Annotated in this window: 18 protein-coding genes; 7 read left to right on the forward strand and 11 right to left on the reverse strand. The window is 48.8% G+C overall.

Annotated features, from left to right (window positions below):
* Positions 1-52: 52 nt before the first annotated feature.
* The 3 genes from BLS44_RS13555 (at position 53) to BLS44_RS13565 (ending at position 5,585) form a co-directional block, all read left to right on the forward strand.
* On the forward strand, positions 53-2,146 hold the full coding sequence (locus BLS44_RS13555) for a glycoside hydrolase family 2 protein (protein ID WP_245729211.1): 2,094 nt from the start codon (positions 53-55) through the stop codon (positions 2,144-2,146).
* Between the two features lie 51 nt (positions 2,147-2,197).
* Positions 2,198-3,703, forward strand: coding sequence for an alpha-L-fucosidase (locus tag BLS44_RS13560; RefSeq protein WP_090390638.1), 1,506 nt, complete (start codon positions 2,198-2,200; stop codon positions 3,701-3,703).
* 262 nt (positions 3,704-3,965) lie between these two features.
* Positions 3,966-5,585 (forward strand): beta-N-acetylhexosaminidase, encoded by a 1,620-nt coding sequence (locus BLS44_RS13565; protein ID WP_176954415.1) that lies wholly within the window; start codon positions 3,966-3,968, stop codon positions 5,583-5,585.
* A gap of 134 nt (positions 5,586-5,719) precedes the next feature.
* On the opposite strand, the gene BLS44_RS13570 is transcribed toward BLS44_RS13565, so the two are convergent.
* Positions 5,720-6,391, reverse strand: coding sequence for a DUF1345 domain-containing protein (locus BLS44_RS13570; RefSeq protein WP_245729212.1), 672 nt, complete (start codon positions 6,389-6,391; stop codon positions 5,720-5,722).
* A gap of 78 nt (positions 6,392-6,469) precedes the next feature.
* On the opposite strand from BLS44_RS13570, the gene BLS44_RS13575 reads away from it, so the two are divergent.
* On the forward strand, positions 6,470-7,735 hold the full coding sequence (locus BLS44_RS13575; RefSeq protein ID WP_218127755.1) for an MFS transporter: 1,266 nt from the start codon (positions 6,470-6,472) through the stop codon (positions 7,733-7,735).
* On the opposite strand, the gene BLS44_RS13580 is transcribed toward BLS44_RS13575, so the two are convergent.
* Positions 7,728-8,621: a LysR family transcriptional regulator gene (locus tag BLS44_RS13580; RefSeq protein WP_090390640.1), complete on the reverse strand. Its 894-nt coding sequence runs from the start codon at positions 8,619-8,621 to the stop codon at positions 7,728-7,730. The genes BLS44_RS13575 and BLS44_RS13580 overlap by 8 nt on opposite strands.
* Before the next feature lie 56 nt (positions 8,622-8,677).
* On the opposite strand from BLS44_RS13580, the gene nhaA reads away from it, so the two are divergent.
* The 3 genes from nhaA (at position 8,678) to BLS44_RS13595 (ending at position 11,854) form a co-directional block, all read left to right on the forward strand.
* Positions 8,678-9,883 (forward strand): Na+/H+ antiporter NhaA, encoded by a 1,206-nt coding sequence (gene nhaA, locus BLS44_RS13585; protein ID WP_218127756.1) that lies wholly within the window; start codon positions 8,678-8,680, stop codon positions 9,881-9,883.
* 83 nt (positions 9,884-9,966) lie between these two features.
* Positions 9,967-10,845 (forward strand): bestrophin family protein, encoded by an 879-nt coding sequence (locus BLS44_RS13590; protein WP_090390641.1) that lies wholly within the window; start codon positions 9,967-9,969, stop codon positions 10,843-10,845.
* 43 nt (positions 10,846-10,888) lie between these two features.
* On the forward strand, positions 10,889-11,854 hold the full coding sequence (locus BLS44_RS13595) for a helix-turn-helix transcriptional regulator (protein WP_090390642.1): 966 nt from the start codon (positions 10,889-10,891) through the stop codon (positions 11,852-11,854).
* A 123-nt stretch (positions 11,855-11,977) separates the two neighbouring features.
* Here BLS44_RS13595 and BLS44_RS13600 read toward each other — a convergent pair whose 3' ends face one another.
* From BLS44_RS13600 to BLS44_RS13645, 9 genes are all read right to left on the reverse strand, one after another.
* Positions 11,978-12,466, reverse strand: a complete 489-nt coding sequence (locus tag BLS44_RS13600; RefSeq protein ID WP_090390643.1) for a DinB family protein — start codon at positions 12,464-12,466, stop codon at positions 11,978-11,980.
* Positions 12,467-12,890: 424 nt separating this feature from the next.
* Positions 12,891-14,207, reverse strand: coding sequence for a threonine ammonia-lyase IlvA (ilvA, locus tag BLS44_RS13610; RefSeq protein ID WP_262492857.1), 1,317 nt, complete (start codon positions 14,205-14,207; stop codon positions 12,891-12,893).
* Entirely contained in the window at positions 14,161-15,612 is a 1,452-nt protein-coding gene (locus tag BLS44_RS13615; RefSeq protein WP_245729213.1) for an ATP-binding cassette domain-containing protein, read from the reverse strand. The genes ilvA and BLS44_RS13615 overlap by 47 nt, the downstream gene beginning before the upstream one ends.
* A gap of 98 nt (positions 15,613-15,710) precedes the next feature.
* On the reverse strand, positions 15,711-17,192 hold the full coding sequence (gene ilvC, locus BLS44_RS13620; protein WP_090390647.1) for a ketol-acid reductoisomerase: 1,482 nt from the start codon (positions 17,190-17,192) through the stop codon (positions 15,711-15,713).
* Between the two features lie 91 nt (positions 17,193-17,283).
* A complete protein-coding gene (locus BLS44_RS13625) occupies positions 17,284-17,745 on the reverse strand; it encodes a DinB family protein (protein WP_090390648.1) in 462 nt (153 codons plus the stop codon).
* A gap of 3 nt (positions 17,746-17,748) precedes the next feature.
* Entirely contained in the window at positions 17,749-18,126 is a 378-nt protein-coding gene (locus BLS44_RS13630; protein ID WP_090390649.1) for a glyoxalase superfamily protein, read from the reverse strand.
* 8 nt (positions 18,127-18,134) lie between these two features.
* Positions 18,135-18,722, reverse strand: a complete 588-nt coding sequence (ilvN, locus tag BLS44_RS13635) for an acetolactate synthase small subunit (protein WP_090390650.1) — start codon at positions 18,720-18,722, stop codon at positions 18,135-18,137.
* 30 nt (positions 18,723-18,752) lie between these two features.
* Complete coding sequence (locus BLS44_RS13640; protein WP_090390651.1) at positions 18,753-19,328, reverse strand: O-methyltransferase; 576 nt, start codon at positions 19,326-19,328, stop codon at positions 18,753-18,755.
* The gene (locus tag BLS44_RS13645; RefSeq protein WP_090390652.1) at positions 19,325-19,624 is read right to left on the reverse strand and encodes an antibiotic biosynthesis monooxygenase family protein; all 300 of its coding nucleotides are present in this window, start codon (positions 19,622-19,624) and stop codon (positions 19,325-19,327) included. The genes BLS44_RS13640 and BLS44_RS13645 overlap by 4 nt, the downstream gene beginning before the upstream one ends.
* Between the last annotated feature and the right edge of the window lie 3 nt (positions 19,625-19,627).

Genomic DNA, 19,627 nt, shown 5'->3' on the forward strand with positions numbered 1-19,627 from the left:
GCGGTATTTGATTGTTTATATGTTGTTGAACGTTGCTCATTGTATTTTAGTTATGACAAGAATGAATGTAGTGCCGGCCCTTTTCAGAGTATGCATATTGATGACCGCCGCTTTGATTCAGCCCGGGACAGGCGGGGTTTCCGCGCAAAATGCGCGCAGGATCATCACGTTTAATGACCACTGGGAATTTAAAAAAGGGCCTGGTGGTTTTGATAAGGATACCAGCTATATAAGTGCGGAATGGGACCCGGTTAGTATACCACATACCTATAACCGTACCGATATGCAGTTGGATAAGAACTTCTACACAGGGGATGCCTTTTATAAAAAGAAGTTCATTGTTGAAAATAGTTTAAAAGGCAGACGCATCTTCCTCCGGTTTGAAGGTGTGGGATCGGTGGCTACTGTTTACGTCAACGGCCGTTATCTTACAGAACATAAGGGGAGCTACGCTGCCTTTTCCTTCGAAATAACCCATTCTGTCCGGTATGGACAGGAAAATACGATCCTGGTAAAAACCAATAATGCAGCCCGTAAGGATGTGATCCCTGTAAATCATTTCCTCTTCCCGATATATGGAGGTATTTACCGGCCGGTAAGTATGATTATTACCGATCCGGTAAATATAACGGTTACCGATTATGCATCGCCGGGTATTTACATTACGCAAAAAGATGTGTCGGAGCAGAGCGCCGCAATTACGGTAAAAGCAAAGCTGGAAAATAAGGAAACAGCCATGCAGGCCATCGTGCTGCAAACCGAGGTAAAGGATGCCGGCGGCCGGCAGGTTGCCGTTGTCCGTAAGAATTTGGACGTAAGCCCGCAGGGAACAACCTATGCAGATCAATCCTTCGAGATAAAAGATCCGCATTTGTGGAACGGGGTAAAGGATCCGTACCTGTATACGCTGACAACATCGCTGATCCGCAACGGGAAAGAGCTGGATGCCGTTACACAGCCACTCGGCGTCCGGCGGATAGAAGTAAAGCCAGGAGACGGGGTGTATTTAAATGGTGTGAAATATCCCATGTATGGCGTTACGCGGCACCAGGACCGCTGGCAGTACGGGAACGCGCTTTCCCATGAGCAGCATGAAGAAGATATGAAGATTATCCGGGAAATGGGGGCCACCACCATCCGGCTGGCCCATTACCAGCAGGCAGAAGATATGTATGCACTGGCCGATAAAATGGGTTTGCTCATCTGGGCTGAGATCCCTTTTGTCAACACTACTTCTTACCAGGAAAGTGAGAATGCCAAACAGCAAATGGCGGAACTGGTGCGGCAGAACAGGAATCACCCCTCGATTTATGTTTGGGGAATGCACAACGAAGTATATTCCAAAACCCCGGATGAACATGTGCCGGTGCTTACGAGGGAGCTGAATGATATTGCCAAGACTGATGACCCGGACCGTTATACAGCCGCGGTTTCGGGATATGGCGAAATGGACCGCCCTGCCAACCTTGCTGCTGATATACAGGGAATGAACCGCTACTACGGCTGGTATGAGGGCCGGATCGGCGACCTCGAAAAATGGGCTTTGGGTCTTGAGCAAAAGTACCCCGGTTATAAAGTAATGTTAACGGAATATGGAGCAGATGGTAATATGGACCAGTCGTCGGATACCCTGCCCGACCCGTCAAAGCTTAATCCCGTAAGCGGGCAGTTCTTCCCCGAGAACTATCAAACGGAAACACATATTCAACAATGGGCCATTATTGAGAAACATCCTTATATCCTGGCGTCTTATTTATGGAACACGTTTGAATTTGCAGTTCCTATGTGGAACCGGGGAGGTGTAAACGCCCGGAATTTAAAGGGCCTGGTTAGCTTTGACCGCAAAAGGAGAAAAGACGCTTTTTACTGGTACAAGGCCAACTGGAACCCCGAGCCGATGCTGTACCTGGCTAACCGGCGCGACAGTATCCGTACCCTGGCTGTTACCCGCGTGCAATTGTTTACAAACCTGAAGCAGGTGCAGCTTAAAGTGAACGGTAAAAGCATTGCAGGTAAGAACGGCGTTAATGACAAACACCGGGTTTTTGAAAATATAAAATTAAAAAAAGGCATCAATAAAATTGAGGCAACCGGGGCCGCAAATGGGAAGATACTAAAAGATAGGATGACCTGGATATTGCAGTAGGGATTTGAAAATGCGAAAATTGATGGATCAGAAAATAAAAAAAAATTGCAAATGAAAAGTAGTAGAAAGGCGGGTGTGCTTCTTTTTTCGGGGATGATGATTTTTACCGTATTCGCAAACGCGCAATGGACAGGCCCCAAGAAAAAACCGGACAGTTTAAGAACGATCCAGTACGGTCCGATAACATCGGCACACCGTACCGATGCGGCCATGCAGGCATTCCGTAGCTATGGCCTGGGCCAGTTCATCCATTGGGGACTGTATGCCATACCCGGCAACGAATGGAAGGGCGTAAGCGCCAGAGGCGGGGCGGCCGCTTCGGAGTGGATCCGGTCCTGGGGCGGCCCAACGGCTCCCAAAGACTGGAAGCACATCTACGACAACCTGTACCGGCAATTTAACCCCAAAGACTTTGACGCAAAGCGCTGGGCAAAACAGGCAAAAGAAATGGGCGCCCGGTATATGATCTTTACAACCAAACATCATGATGGCTTTGCATTATGGCCAACAAAATATTCAGATTATAATATTGCCGCAACACCCTATAAAAAAGATATCGTAAAGCAGGTGGTAGATGCCTACACCGCAGAGGGCATTGACGTGTACCTGTATTTTTCGGTGCTGGAATGGAATAATCCCAATTACATGAGTGGTACGCCCAAGACCCCTGAGGAGAAAAAACGGTTTGATCAGTTCCTGCAATATACCCGCAACCAGCTGCTGGAACTCCTGGATAATTACCCGCAGATAAAAGGACTGTGGTTTGATGGTACCTGGGATGCATCCTGGAAGAGCGCCTATGTGTTCACCTATCAGCTGGAAAAGGAGTTGCGCGATAAACACCCGGGGCTGATCATTGGCTCAAGGTTTCGCAATGATGAGTTCGGGGCGCGCCATTTCGACAGCAACGGGCGCCTCCTGGGCGACTATGAACAGGGATGGGAGCGGAAGATGCCGGGTGATTTTGACTGGATCGACGGCAATGACTGGGACTGTGTAATGACCATTCCTCCGAACGGGTGGGGATATATGAAGGACTGGTCGGGGATCTATACCAAAACAACGGATGACCTGCTGGAAATGCTGATGCGCAGCCGCTCAATGAACGGGAATTTTGTGATCAATTTCGGACCTGATGGAAATGGGCGGATGCGACCGGAGGAAAACAGGATTGCTGCAGAGACCGGGGCGTGGATCAGGAGTAATGCCCCGGCAGTTTATGAAGGCCGGCATTCCGATTTCCCGCTTTCCGGTTATGGCTGTTTTACCCAAAAGGACAGCATGTTATACCTGACGGTATTGAACCGGCCCGTAAATAATATTGTCCGGATTGCGGTTCCAAAGAGTTTTAAACAGGTGCCGGTTGCGGCTGCCCTGTTACAGAATGGGGGCCGGCTTGAAGTAAAGCATTCAGATATGGGATTGGACCTGGATAAGAATACCTACTACGATATCCTGCTACCGGTGGCCTTCCGGACTACAAGAGCGTTTGTGATCAGCATACAGCTGGGAGCGCCGGCGAAAAAGTCGGGCAAATTAATGGACGCGAAAATGTAAGTGTTGCCACTGAAACGCAGAAGCACAGAGGACCGGCAGGACTTTTAATGGGACAATGGCAGTGCAATTGCTAAGGGCATATTTTCCCGTGATCTGGGGCGATGATAGATCAGCCGGTTTAAAGCCGGGTGCGCGCCAAACATGAATGTTTAAACGAATAAAAAGATACCCGGCACAAGGGGGAGTGCTATTTTCTGTGTCTCAGTACTTCTGTGGCATGGCTCCTCCTTTAAAAATCATATCTTGCCATCAAATTTCTGCGATGAAAAAGATCTATGCTGCTTTACTTTTTTCAATGATCGTTGTTGTGACCGGTGCACAGACAGCCTGCCCGGTTATTCCGGCTCCGGCTAAAGCAACCGTGACCAATAGTTCATTTGTGCTGAATAAGTACACCCGTATTTATGTTGGCGATGCATCCCTGAACGATGCAGCTACTTATCTGCAGCAGGAACTGATGAAAAAGGAATTACTGCCGCTTGGATTAGCAACCGGTGTTCCGGGTCAAAATACGATCCTGCTTGTACTGAGTAAAAAGAACATTGAGGGTGACGAAGGGTATACGCTCGGCATTAAGGACAAGGCGATCTCTATTGTCGGCAACTCGGTAGGAGGAGTGGTCAACGGTATTTCCAGCCTGCTGCAATTGATCCGGGTTCAAAAAAATAATAGTGGCACCATCGCTATCGCCGGATGGCAGATATCCGATGCACCGCGTTATCGCTGGCGGGGCTTTATGCTGGATGAGTCACGGCATTTTATGGGAAAGCAAAAGGTATTGCAACTGCTGGACTGGATGGCTTTTTACAAGCTGAACCGTTTTCACTGGCATCTGACCGATGAGCCGGCCTGGCGGCTGGAAATAAAGCGCTATCCCAGGCTGGCGCTGCTGGGCAGTGTGGGGAGCTTTACGGACCCTCTTGCCGCCGCTGCATATTATACACAGCAGGACATAGCCGATGTGGTGCATTATGCAGCACAGCGCAACATCACGGTGGTTCCCGAAATAGATATGCCGGGGCATGCCACGGCGGCTAACCGGGCTTACCCGGAGTTCAGCGGGGGCGGAAATGACCAGCATCCCGATTTTACCTTCGATCCGGGCAATGCGCGCACGTACACTTATCTGACCAATATCCTGCGCGAGGTAAATATGCTCTTCCCCTCGGGGATGATACACCTGGGAGGTGATGAAGTAAGTTTTGGTACGGATAAGTGGCTGCAGAACGAGGGAATAAAACAACTGATGGAAGCCCATTCGCTGAAGGACCTGAAGGCGGTGGAACGCTATTTTATGGAACGTATGGCGGATTCTGTGTACAGCATGGACGCGAAACTGCTGGCCTGGGATGAGATGGCCGAGGTGAACCTGCCCAGAGAGAAAACCATCATCTTCTGGTGGCGGCATGATAAGCCGGCACAGTTAAAAATGGCACTGGAAAAAGGATATGATGTGGTGGTATGTCCGCGTTTGCCGTATTATTTCGATTTTGTTCAGGACAGCCTGCATCGTATGGGGCGAAAATGGGGAAAGGGGTATAGCCCGTTAAAAGATGTCTATTCCTATGAGGTGGCCTCCCTGGTAAATGAACAGCAGATGAAACAGGTGCAGGGCCTGCAGGCAAATTTATGGACGGAGACCGTTACCAATTTTAACCGGATGGACTACCTGGTGTTTCCCCGTATTGCCGCACTTGCGGAAGCTGCCTGGACAAAGGAGTCGTTGAAAAATTATGAGGACTTTACAGGGCGCTTAAAGAAGCAGCTGGGGCTTTACCGGGATGCGGATATTTATTTTTATAATCCTTTCAATCCCTCGGAGATCCCCGAGCCTGTTTATTTCCGGAAGGACAAACGCAACTTATCAGCGCAGGAGAATTAAGCCATCAGGTATCCGCTGTCAGTGTCAAGGTGGGGTCCTGGTTTAACGTGTTGAACATTGTTGAATGTGGTTGAATATTATTTAAAGGACATTAATCGCTGATAACTGGAAACTGATAGCTGACCACTGACCATTCAATGGATCAGTCCCGAAATAATATTGATAGTAAGTGCTACCAAAAAGGTGTTCAGCGCAAAAGAAATAAGCCCGTGATACATTGTTACCATCCGCAGTTTTTTGGACGTGGTATCTACATCTGAAACCTGGAAGGTACAGCCCATGCACAGTGCATAGTAGGCAAAATCCTGGTAATCGGGTTTTTCTCCTCCCGGAAAATGCAGTCCACTGCCGTTTGCGCCATCCTGGTAATAAAGATGCGCATAGTGGAACGTATAAATAGTATGCACCAGCAGCCAGGAGGCAGTCATGGCTGCTATCGATACAGGAAGCCATAAATGATCGCTGATATTTTTCTGCCCGATGTTGATCACAATGCTCAGCACTGCACCCAAACAGGCAAAACAGGCCAGCAGGATAAAGATAAAGACAAAGATCCGGCTCCCGTCTTCCACCGCGGCCCTTTTTACAATATAGGTGTGTGGGGTGGTATAGATCACATACCAGCAGAAAGACAGGTAACAAACGCAAAAAACAAACCAGCAGGCAAGAAGATTCAGGAGAAGCGGGATGCCGGCGAAGCTGATGCCCAAACAGCTGATGCTGCCTGCAATCAGTGATAAATATACCCGGTCAATAGCACGTAGCCGGTGCGCGAATGTAGCCCTGAAAGGATGCTGGTTTTGCATACTGAAACTCCTGGTTTGCCGGCGTATAACGATTTAACAAAAAGGTTATGCCCCCGTTTTTCAAATGTACTGGATAATGTGGTAACTTCGCAGGCTTTTTCGGTTTCTATGGGAATACTGCGTGTGTATATTAATTCATTTAAAGGCCTGTCCAAAGAAGCCTGGATGCTGGCGGTGGTGATGCTGATCAACCGGGCCGGGTCGATGGTATTGCCCTTCCTTGGCGTTTATATGACCGATCATCTGCATTTTAGTTTGAAGGAGTCCGGGGTGGTGCTTAGTTTTTTCGGGATCGGCTCCGTTGTGGGTTCCTGGCTGGGCGGCTATATCACCGATCGTATCGGGGAATTTAAGGTGCAGCGCTTTAGCCTGTTCTTAAGCGCTCCGCTGTTTGCCGTCATCCCGTTCTTTACCACGGTCCATGGATTAGCCGCTATTATCTTTATCCAAAGTGTGATCAGCGAATCGTTCAGACCTGCCAATTCGGTAGCTATTACCCGGTATGCAACGCCGGAAAACCTGACCCGCGCTTTTTCACTAAACCGGATGGCCATCAACCTGGGCTTTTCCATTGGGCCGGCCCTGGGCGGGATCCTGGCTGCAGTATCCTATAACTTTTTATTTGCGGTAAATGCGCTGGGGGCCCTCGCTGCAGGGGTGGTATACGTACGGTTTTTTAAGAAGCGGTCGATGCGGTTTCGCCAGGCCGGGAAGCTGCAGGAAAAACAGATAAAGGGAACCGGTATGCTCAAAGAGGCTTCTGCATACAGGGATCTACCCTTTGTTGTATACTCTGTTTTTTGTGGTATTTTTTCTGTTTGTTTCTTCCAGTTCTTTAACACCCTGCCGTTGTTTTACCGGGATGTGGCCGCCCTGGACCAGACAACGATCGGCTATATACTTGGATACAGCGGTTTTGTGATCGTGGTGATGGAGATGTTGCTGGTGAACTTTGCCGAAAAAAAACTCACACCCGCTGCCACGCTTTTATTTGGCGCGCTGGGAACGGCAGTGGCCTATTCTATGCTGATACTCGATCACCGGGTTTGGGTGATACTGCTATCCATTACCGTGCTGAGCCTGGCAGAGATCCTGGTACTTCCCTTCATGTCCGCCATAACGGCCATGCGATCCGGAAAGGGAAACCGGGGAGCCTATATGGGGTTGAATGGAATGGCTGTTGCGATCTCTTTTATCATTACGCCCTATCTCGGAACCCGGGTGGCAAGCGATTTCGGATTTAATGTATTATGGACCGCCACCGGCCTGATATTGCTGGTGGTGGCTTTCGCGCTTTATTTTTGCGTGCAGTGGATGATGCCTGGAAATAAGGAGGCTACTTAAAATTATAGTGCCGGATAAAATTCATAAAAAAGACCGGGATGCTTGCCGCCCCGCTATGCAGTTGTACGAACTGGAATTGACGTTCAATATCCAGTCCCTGCACATCAACGATAGCGAGTTCATTACTGTTCAGTTCCCTGAGCACCGTGTGAATGGAAAGAAATGATACCGCCTGTGAGTTGGCAATATAGGATTTAATACTTTCTGAACTTTCCAGCTGTATTTCCCGGTTGAGCTGCGAAAGCCGGATGCCTTTTGATTTCAGGTGTTTGGTGATGATCTCCAGGGTGCCGGAGCCGGGTTCCCGGAGTACCATGGGAAGCGCCTGGAGCTCCTTTAGTGTTATCTTTTGCTTTTTGGTAACCGGGTTTTTTCCGGATGCAACCAGTACGATCTCGTCCTTTGTAAAAGGAGTATATTTGAACAGGCTGTTTTTAGGCTGCCCTTCGATCATGCCAAAGTCGATCTCATTTCTTTGCAGCAGCTGCTCAATATGTTCGGTGTTGCCGCCGGAGAGGACAATGGACAGATCCCGGTACCGGTTTTTGAAAGCGGCCAGGGCGGGCGGCAGCAGGTATTCGGCAATAGTGGTGCTGGCGCCGATCCTCAGCATCCCTTTATGTTGTTCTGCAAAGGAATGGATCTCCAACTCCATTTTCCGGTAAATACTGAATAGTTCCTCTGTATACCGCAGCAGTGTTTTTCCTGCTTCGGTCAGCGCGATCTTTGAGCCGTTCCGTTCGAATAATTTGGTTTTAAAGTATTGCTCAATCTCCTGTATATGTTTGGTTGCCGCCGGCTGGGAAATGAACATTTCTTCGGCAGCGCGTGTAAAATTAAGCCGCCGTGCAACCGCATGAAATACCTGTAACCTGAAGTCGAACATCGTTCAAAGTTAGGATTGAAAAGAGAAATAAGAAACGCGAAATAGGAAATTAAAAAATGCAATTCGTAATTTTAGGGGCTATGCTGAAAAGGATCAATTTAGACACCTTCAAAAAATACGTTCGTTCTAATTCCGTAGGCGGAATTATTCTGATCGGATGTGTGCTGCTTTCGCTGATCATCGCCAACGTTCCGGCCGGCCGCGCTTTCGAAAGCTGGCTTCAGACCTACATAGGCTGGGAGAACAGCAGTATTGGCCTCCGGTTCCCGATCCTGCACTGGATCAACGATGGCCTGATGGCGATCTTCTTTTTGCTGGTGGGGCTGGAGATCAAGCGGGAAATGGTGGAAGGAGAACTTTCATCACCTCAAAAAGCCCTGCTTCCCGTAATTGCAGCTTTTGGCGGAGCTGTATTGCCGGCGGTGATTTTTGCAGTGTTGAACAAGGGAACCCATACGGCCCCGGGCTGGGGCATCCCGATGGCTACGGATATTGCGTTTGCCCTGGCCGCCATTACCCTGCTTGGGAAAAAGGTACCCGGCAGTCTGAAGATATTCCTGGCCGCCCTGGCGATCGTGGACGACCTGATCGCCATCCTGGTGATCGCGTTGTTTTATTCGTCGGAGATCCATCTTAATTATCTTTTATATGCCGGCGCCGTAATGATTTTATTGATCGTTTTTAACCGGTTAAAGTTTAAACGGCTCATGTGGTACCTGGTGCCGGGTGTGCTCGTGTGGTATTTTGTGCATCACTCCGGTATCCACGCTACCATTGCCGGCGTGTTGGTGGCCATGACCCTGCCCACTACGCCAGGCGCTGAGCAGTCGCCGCTCGAAAAACTGGAACATGCCTTAACCAAACCAGTCAACTTTTTTATAATACCGCTTTTTGCGCTGGCCAATACCAATATCAGGTTTGAAGCTTCCATGTTGAGCGGGTTGGCCGGGCCGCTGGGCCTGGGCATCATCATTGGCCTTATTGCAGGAAAATGTGCCGGTATCTTTTTTTCAACCTGGATCGGTGTTCAATTGAAGATAGGAAAACTGCCCAGGCAGGCGGGCTGGTTGCACATGATCGGGCTGGGTTTGCTGGCAGGCATCGGGTTCACCATGTCGATATTTATAAGCCTGCTTTCCTTTGATGATCCGCTGATGGTAGCGGAGGCAAAGCTGGCCATCCTCGTGGCCTCGGTACTGGCGGCGATCCTGGGGTGTATAACGCTCATCAGCATCAACAGGAAAAAGGAGCGGGGCCGTTGAACGGGAAGTACCCGCCGTTTAAATACAGGAAAAATGATACAGCGCTTCGCGTGGGAGCGGGCTTTTAATATTGACACTTAAATATGACGATCTATAATTCCAAAGAGTGGTTTAAATCAGTTTTTTATCTTCATAAATCGGATACGTTCCGGAAATTATTCCCGTACCTGATCCTTATGGCATTGCTCTCGTGGGGAATAGCCTACCTGGAGCTGGAGTTTCTGAAACTATCTGAAAAAAGCTGGTTGAAGAATATCAATATGGTACATAACCTGCTGGGATTTGCGTTGTCCCTGCTGCTGGTATTCCGGACCAATACGGCATACGACCGCTGGTGGGAGGCCCGCCGGCAATGGGGAACGCTGACCAACGTGTGCAGGTTGATGGCCATAAAGCTGGATGCTTTTCTTCCGAAGGAGGACAAGGCAAGCCGCCATTTTTTCCGGAAATCTATCCCATTGTTTTCACAAACCTTGTTCGGCTTTCTGCGTTCAGATTATACCACTTTTATGCTGGACAAAGCTGCGCACCCGGAGCTGGACCTCGAAAAAAAGCATGGGCCAAACCAGGTGGCGTCCATGATCGTCCGGTATGTTACGGGCTTATACCGGGAGGGAAAGATCTCGGGTGATCAGCTTATCGTGCTTAACAATGAGCTGCAGTCGCTCACCGATGTGGCGGGCGCCTGCGAACGTATTAAAAATACGCCGATCCCCTACTCCTACAGTTCCTTTATAAAAAAATTTATAGTGGTATATGTATTTACGCTGCCGGTGGGTTTTGTATTTTCGATGGGTTATTTTGTGGTGGCGGCAGTGCCTTTTATTTTTTATGTACTGGCATCGCTGGAGCTGATAGCCGAGTCGATAGAAAATCCCTTTGGTACGGATGCGGATGATTTGCCGCTGGAGCAAATGGTCAACAATATGAAAAAACATATACAGGAGGTGCTGCACGCATAACGGGCCGGCCGGGCGCATATTCCTTGTTTAGAATGTAACATCTATGTCTTTTGAAAGCATGAACAAATTTGACCGTATTGTGGCTATTCTTATACAGCTGCAATCGAGGCGTGTCGTAAAAGCCCAGGACCTGGCCGACCGGTTTCGCGTGAGTTTACGTACGATCTACCGGGATATCCGGAGTTTGCAAACGGCCGGTGTTCCTATTGCCAGCGAAGCGGGCATCGGCTATGAACTGGTGGAAGGCTACCGGTTGCCGCCGGTGATGTTTACCCGGGAGGAAGCCTCCAGTTTTGTGGCTGCTGAAAAATTAATGCAGAAGTTTATTGACAAACGGCTGGGTGATCATTTTGCTTCAGCCATTGCAAAGATGAAAGCGGTATTGCGGATGGCGGATAAGGACTGGATATCTTCCATTGAAGAGCAGGTGCTGGTGCGGCAGGGACAGCGCATTTTTAACGAAAAAGTGCCGGAGGCAATGTCTGTATTGTTTGACAGCCTTGCCCGGAAGGAGCAGGTGGAAGTCCGGTATAAAAAGCTGGAGTCCGGAGAGCCGGAACTGAGGCGGATAGAGCCGGTTGGGGTATTTCATGAACATGAGTTCTGGTACCTTATGGCGTATTGCCACCTCCGAAAGGATTACCGCCGTTTCCGTACCGACCGGATCCAGGGCATCAAAAGAACGGAAATCCCTTTTGTTAAAGAGCACCCGGAACTAAAAGATTTCCTGACGCAGCCCCAGGAAGGGCCCCGTACAAAAGTGCGCATTGTCATTGATCCGAAGATCGCCCGTCACCTGGAATGGAATAAAAAATATCATGGGTTTACGGAAGAAAAGACCACCGCTGCGGGCATCGAGATGACCTTTATGAGCCGCTATCCCGAAAGCGATTTTGCCCGCTGGTTCATGAGCTTTGGGGACTATGCAAGGATCCTGGAGCCTGCGTCTTTAAAGGAGTGTGTGCGCTCAATAGTAGCAAAACAAATGAAAAACCTGGAGGAGCGCTGACATACAAAACCACAGGTACAGGGGAGATTTCCCGGAACCCCGCCTGTGCTACCTGTGGCAATTATTTCAGGAACTGCGGTGAACGCAGGAGCACTGTATAAAAGCGCCCGTGTCCCTTGGCTGTTAACGCTCCCAGAAGAACGGTGGCTGAATGTTCAACGCCCGCAGGTACACATAACCCTGCCCGCGATGATGAATTTCATTGTCGATAAAGTACAGGATGTTCTGGTAAATAGGAAATTCATACTGGCCAAACAGGTTAAAGGTTTCCGAAAAATCTTCTTCGGGGATCTGGTCAAAATAAGTATTGATGGTTGCTGTTTCGGCATCCCATAATTTCAGCAGGTCTTCTTTGGTTTTGGGTACAATGCCTTCTTCTGTGTAAGGTGTAGCGGCCCGCTCTGCAATGGCTTTTAACGCCGGACCACCGATCGACAGCATTTCGATGGCCAGGTCAGAGAACGGACGCATACCCGCAACGGAAAATTCAAACAATTCTTTTTCCGGGAATGCTTCAATAACCCTGCGGGTCAGGTTACGGTGTCCCTGCCAATGCTTAAGCAATTGCTCTTTCCCGATTACGGCACTTTGTTGGATTGCTGTTGTTGTCATGTTATTTTTGTTTTATAGATCAAAGCTAAAACCGGGCAGTGACAGCCCTTTGTCAGCAGGAATAAAAAATCTTTTGTTTTATCAGATTAAATGCTTCTCCGTATTTTGAAGCATCATTCGGTAACGGCACCTGGTTTTTATACAATGCGCCTTTTGCCGCTGGATGTTGAGGCCGCCGGGACTTTTGCGATGTGGTTATTTCTTCTGTGTGATTCCCGCTTCACTGGTTTGCTGCGGTTACTAAAAATGCTAAATGGATCCAGTATGCCGGTGGTGCATGGAAGATGACGCTGCACAAAATGAAGCCCTCAATTTAAAAAGCACTTCAAGGGGGTGTCCAAAGATTCAAAGAAAAACAACAATGGCGTGCCGGAAAAATCCGCGTCAATTTGTGCCGTCTGTGAGCCCCCAATATCATACGCAGTTATACAAGATAACTGAAGAGTGTATTATCCTTATTGAGCTCGGTAAATTCGATCTGTGTTCTTTCCAGGTTTTGGATCAGGGGATGGTAATCTTCCCGGTGCTTCAGCTCAATGCCGATCAGTGCCGGCCCGCTTTCCTTATTGGTTTTTTGCATGTATTCAAAACGGGTGATATCATCATGTGGCCCCAGTACATCGTTTACAAACTCCTTTAAGGCGCCCGGGCGTTGCGCAAAGTTTACGAGGAAATAGTGTTTCAGCCCTTCGTATTGCAGGCTGCGTTCTTTTATCTCCTGCATCCGGTCGATATCATTGTTGCTGCCGCTTACAATGCATACTACGTTCTTCCCTTTAATTTCTTCCTGCATAAATTCCAGTGCGGCGATGGATAATGCGCCGGCCGGTTCTGCTACGATGGCATCTTTGTTATACAGTTGCAGAATGGTACTGCAGATCTTTCCTTCCGGTACCAGGCGCATTTCATCGAGGTGTGCCCTGCAGAGCTCATAGGTAAGCTGGCCTACTTTTTTTACAGCAGCACCGTCTACAAAGCGGTCGATGGTTTTCAGCTCTACCGGTCCGCCGCTTTTCAATGCCTGGGTCATAGATGGCGCGCCTTCGGGTTCAGCGCCGGTGATCTTTGTATGCGGACTTACTGATTTGATATAGGTGCTTACACCTGCACAGAGTCCGCCTCCTCCATTGGGTATGATGATATGATCGATCTTCTTCAGGTCGTTCCATATTTCTACGCCCACCGTACCTTGCCCTTCAATGATGCGCTCATGATCAAAAGGAGGAATAAAGATCATCCCGTTTTCTTCCGTGTAGATCTTTGCGGCGGCGGCACAGTCATCGAAAGTATCCCCGGTAAGGACGATCTCAATATTGGCTTCGCCGAACATCTTTGTTTGCTCGATCTTCTGGTTGGGCGTAATGCTGGGCATGAAGATCACCCCTTTTACATTCAGGCGGTTGCAGCTGTAGGCAACACCCTGCGCATGATTGCCCGCACTGGCGCAAACAATACCTTTTTTCAGATCCTCCGGGCTGAGGGACTGGATCATATTAAAGGCGCCCCGCAATTTATAGGAGCGAACGATCTGCAGATCCTCTCTTTTTAAGTATACATTGCAGGCGTATTTCCTGGAAAGATTGATATTAAGCTGTAAGGGCGTATGCGTTACTACATCTTTAATGCGCGCAGTGGCTTCGGGAAAATTGAGGTGTATGGATGTTGCCTGCATGGTTGTAAAGATGTTTAAATGACTACCGCGATTGTGTTGCGATGCGGTTGTTTTCGATTGATCTGCCATTTTCCAAAACCAGCTTATGCGTAATGCATGCGGGTAGCTGCGTTTCAAAATGACCTACATAAATGATGGTGACGCCGTTCCTGCTGATCTCGTCTACCAGTTTATTGAAGTATTGCGTTTGCTGCTGGTCCAGCCCCTGGCAGGGCTCGTCCAAAACCAGGAGTTGCGGGTTTTTAATAATGGTGCGCCCTAATAATGCCAGCCGCTGTTTACCGAGCGGGAGCGTGGTCAGGAGCTCATTTTTTACATCATAGAGGTCCAGGAATTTCAGGAGCTCATCCAGTTGTTGTTTCTGCATGTACCGCAATTGCCGGTAAAGGCCGTTGCTGTCAAAGAAGCCGGAGGCAAGACTTTGTAGAACGGTGGCGTTTGCATCAAAATACCAGTGCAGTTCAGGGGAGATCAGGCCGATCCTCCTCTTGATATCCCAGATGCTTTCTCCGCCGCCGCGCTGTACGCCAAATAATTTGATATCATTGGCATAAGCCTGGGGATGATCGCCGGTTATCAGGCTCAGGAGGGTAGATTTTCCGGAGCCATTGTGCCCCTGGAGCAACCACCGGTCTCCGGCGTTCACCTGCCATTGAATGTTGGACAGCACCTGCTTATCGTCATAGCGCACATGAATGTCTTTCATGTGGATCAATGTCTGTGTGGTGTACTGCGGCGGCTCTTTTAAAAAATGGGGAAGAGGTTTTAATACTTTTTCTTCGAACCGGAACGCTGTTTCATCTGTTGAAAGACGGCCGTCCTTCAGCATCGCAAAACGATTAACACAGGCGGGGAGCTCCGTGTCATTACTGATCAGGATCAGGGTGCCGCCATTGCCGGTATATGCATTCAGGAGTTCGTTGAGCCGTCCGCGCGATTTTACATCAAGTCCCGTATAAGGTTGATCAATGATCAGTAATTGCGGGTGCAGCCACAGGGCTTTGATCAGTTGCAGCTTTTTATGCTCCCCGCTGGATATTTCAAAAAGCTGTTCATCTAATACCCGGGTGTAATCCAGTGTGGCGATCAGCTCCTGTAAACGGACATTGTTTAATGCATGTTCTTTGCCAAACAATTCCAGTTCCCTTGCAATGGTAACGGTATCCCTTCTTTGCTGGTGATTGTATCGCTGCTGATAGTAAAAATTCCGGTCGCCTTCCAGGTTGGTAAAGCGGTACCAGCTTTCTACAAAAAGCGTTGTTGCAGGCAGGGGGCTTTGTGTGTTGAAATGGATGGTGACATCACCGGAATGTCTTACGCTTCCCGCGATCGTCCTTCCCAGCGTGGTTTTTCCGCTGCCGCTTTCGCCTCTGATGACCCAGCCCTCGCCCGGGTTCACCACAAGCGATATGTTGTGCAGCACGGTTTTGGCACCATAGCACACGGACAGATCTTTTATGTTAACTAAGCTCAAGGATGAAATTTTTTAAAATAAATAAGACCTATAAGGTTTAACCCGTCCGCTGTGGCGGAAAACCCTATAGGTCTTTTTAGGTCTTATTGTTGCGGCCGTTACGCTGTTTTGATCGCCTTCATGGCGGTCATTGCTTTGCGCAATACCGTTCCTACCAGCTCTACGGGATGGGAGCGAAGTGCTTCGTTTACCTCTACCAGTTCCTGGTTATCCACAGCGCCGTCTTTTCCTTCGTTGAAATTCTTACCCACCAGGTCGGTGTCCACCGTTTTCATGAAATCGGCCAGTAATGGCTTGCATGCCTGGTCAAACAGGTAACAGCCATACTCTGCAGTGTCGGAAATAACCCGGTTCATTTCAAACAGTTTTTTCCGTGCAATGGTATTGGCAATGAGCGGGGTTTCGTGTAAGGATTCATAGTATGCAGACTCCGGTTTAATGCCGGCTTCCACCATGGTTTCAAAAGCCAGTTCCACCCCGGCTTTGATAAAGGCTGCCATCAGTGTGTAATTATCAAAATATTCCTGGTCCCCGATCTTTACATCGCCCGCCGGTGTTTTTTCAAATGCAGTTTCGCCGGTCTCCGCTCTCCACTTCAGCAGGTTGGCATCCCCGTTGGCCCAGTCTTCCATCATAATACGGCTGAACTCGCCACTCATGATATCGTCCTGGTGCTTCTGGAACAAGGGGCGCATAATGGTTTTCAGTTCTTCTGAGATCCGGAAGGCTTTGATCTTTGCAGGGTTGCTTAAGCGGTCCATCATACCGGTAACACCACCATGCTTCAACGCTTCGGTGATCACCTCTACACCGTATTGTACCAGTTTGGAAGCATAACCTGCGTCGATCCCTTTTTCGAGCATTTTGTCGAAAGAGAGGATAGAGCCGGTTTGCAGCAGACCGCAGAGGATGGTTTGCTCGCCCATCAGGTCTGATTTTACTTCGGCTACAAAAGAAGACCGCAATACGCCCGCACGGTGGCCGCCTGTACCTACACAGTAAGCTTTTGCCTGCTCCAGTCCTTTTCCTTCAGGGTCGTTTTCGGGGTGTACCGCAATCAGTGTGGGTACGCCAAAGCCCCGCAGGTACTCGGCTCTTACTTCACTTCCGGGGCTTTTAGGCGCCACCATAATTACGGTCAGATCTTTACGGATCTGAATACCTTCTTCAACGATGTTGAAGCCATGGGAATAAGACAGGGTTGCGCCCTGCTTCATCAACGGCATAACGGCGCTTACCACGCTGGTATGCTGTTTGTCGGGAGTCAGGTTGATCACCAGGTCTGCCCCGGGGATCAGTTCTTCGTATGTGCCTACGTTAAAATTGTTATCGGTTGCATTTTTCCAGCTGGCTCTTTTTTCCTCTATGGCTTCTTTACGTAAAGCGTAAGAAACATCCAGACCACTATCTCTTAAGTTTAAGCCCTGGTTCAGGCCCTGAGCGCCGCAACCAACGATCACGATTTTTTTCCCTTTTAATGCATCCACGCCATCCAGGAACTCATCGTTGCTCATGAATTCGCAAACGCCCAGTTGGTTTAGCTGTTCCCTCAGGGGTAGTGTGTTAAAGTAATTTGCCATTGTTATTTGATATTTAGTATTTACGATTTTGAGAATTGAGATCCGGAAATTGAGATTTCAGATCCCGGGTTTGTTATTGGGTATTTAGTAATTACGGATTGAAAATTCGTGCATAGTCCCGCATCGATTGCCAGTGCAGGGTGTCATGCGCAGCTACTGTTATCAGCATTTCTTCGATGGTGGTAACCGGCACTCCGAACGTGTCGGTGGTGTACGTGCTGATTTCCCGGAAGCGGTTGGCATCAAGGGCCTCTTTTACGGCTAACGTAAAGGTGCCGGACAACGCTATCAGCTCATCGACCTCCTGCTGAGTAGCAGGAGCAGCGGGCCTGCTGCCCTTTTTATAAGCATCCAGCAGGGGAATGACGAACCCGGGGTCTACCTGTGTAACTTTAAATACCAGGCCGTAACCGCTTACCACCAGGTGACCGAAATTCCAGATAATGTTATTGTTGAAGCCGGCAGGTACCTGGTTGAGCACCTCAAGAGGGGTCGCTTTTATAAGGCTGATGGCTTTCTGCCGGATACTGTCGATGATCTTAAGTGTGTACATGCGTTAATTTTTATCCGTGGATATTTTTTCGTTAAAGGATATCTTATTGTTAAAGGGATCATTGACCGTAACGCACCAGGAATCATAAAAGGTCTTTTCCAGCCCCGGGCGGTTATACTTGTACTGTTTGCCGGTGAGTTCGCTATGATACTCCTTTAGCCCGCTGCACCAGATGAAAACCTGCGTGCCCGGTGTGCCGTCCCCATGGTGCTCGCTCAGGTGCAGGGTGATACCGGCTTTAGCTACTTCCATGTAAACGGGCGTGTTTTCTTCGAAGCGGTGCTCCCAAACAACGGTGAAACCCAGCCAGTGTACGTAGAATTCTATGGCCTTATCATAATCAAAGATGCGCAGAACAGGTATGGTCTTTTCTCCGGTCATATAAAGGATTACATGCTGAAAACCTTGTCCTGCTCATTCAGGAACTCATTTTCCACTACTTCTTCCCCTGGTTCCCGGGCTTCAAATTCCTTGATCTTTTTATGAAAGCCCTCACTGCTCTTAATGATGGCTACGCGGGCTCCGCGCACAAATTCGATCAGCCCGTATTCTTCAAACAGCTTTACCAGTTTATCGGTTTCTTCGCGATGCCCGGTACATTCAAAAACAGTATAGTCGTTATTGATGGAAACAACCCGCGCACCGTATTCCCGCAGCACGCGCTCCACGATCATTTTTTCGGTTACCTGGTTGGTGGGTACTTTATACAGGGCCAGCTCCTGCCAGATGATCTCGCTGTTCAGGTTGTAGTACGCCTTTAGTACCTCAACCTGTTTTTCTATCTGCTTGCATAGTTTCTTTACCACTTCTTCTGTTTCGTCAATTACAATGTTGAACCGGTGAATGCCGGGGATCTCGGATGAAGAGGTGTTCAGACTGTCGATATTGATTTTCCGCCGGGAAAAAATAATCGTAATGCGGGCCAGCAGACCAATCTGGTCTTCCGCGTAAACGGTTATGGTATATTGTTGTTTCATTGTTATTTCTTATTTCTGATTTGTTATTTCTTATTTTTTTACAGCGATAATGATTCCGGTAGACCAGTTGAGCTTTGTCAGGACAAGGTCCCCCCGCAGCTCCAGCATTTTAATGAAGCCGGCGACTCGTTCAGCATGTCCTTCCGGCCAGTTGGGCTGGGGCAGCATATCGTCAATCAAATAAATGCCCCCGGTCTTTAATAATGCGAATGTTTCTTCAAAAAGATCGTATTTCCCGGGCATGGCATCGGCAAATATGAGATCAAAGGTCGCTCCATTGTAAGTGGTGATCCATTCGTACCCATCAGCACATACAAATTCGATCCGGTCGTCCTTTAGCTGTTCCTGTGCCACGCTGATCAGCAGTTCGTTGTTGTCAACGGAAACCAGTGCCGTGCCAGTGTCCATTCCGCTCAGTATCCAGGAGGTTGCCAGACCCGTACCCGTGCCCAGTTCCAGGATCCGGCCACCCGGTTTGGAGGCGGCCAGGGTCCTTAACAGGCTCCCGGTTTGCAGATCGGAAGGCATGTCAAAACCCAGCGCTTTTGTTTTGAGCGCGATGGCCTCATATTGAACGGGAAGATTTATGGTTACCTTGTCTGTCATGCTGCTTTACCGGTTCTTTGATAATGTTCCACTACGGGGAACGGGGCATAAAAATGATGCAGCAGCATTTTCCATTGCTGGTATGCCGCGCTTTTCCTAAACCCTTCTGTATGATCCTCCGGGGTTTGCCAGCGTACGATCAATATATATTTATCTGCTTCTTCCACTGACTTCAGTAACTCATGTTGCAAGTATCCTTTCATGGAGCTAATGATGCTTTTCGCTTTCTCGAAGGAAGCTAAAAAATCATGCTCCATTCCCGGAATAATATTCAATATTGCAATTTCAGTTATCATGCT

Source organism: Niabella drilacis (genome assembly GCF_900101395.1).
In the GTDB taxonomy this organism is placed as follows: Bacteria; Bacteroidota; Bacteroidia; order Chitinophagales; family Chitinophagaceae; genus Niabella; species Niabella drilacis.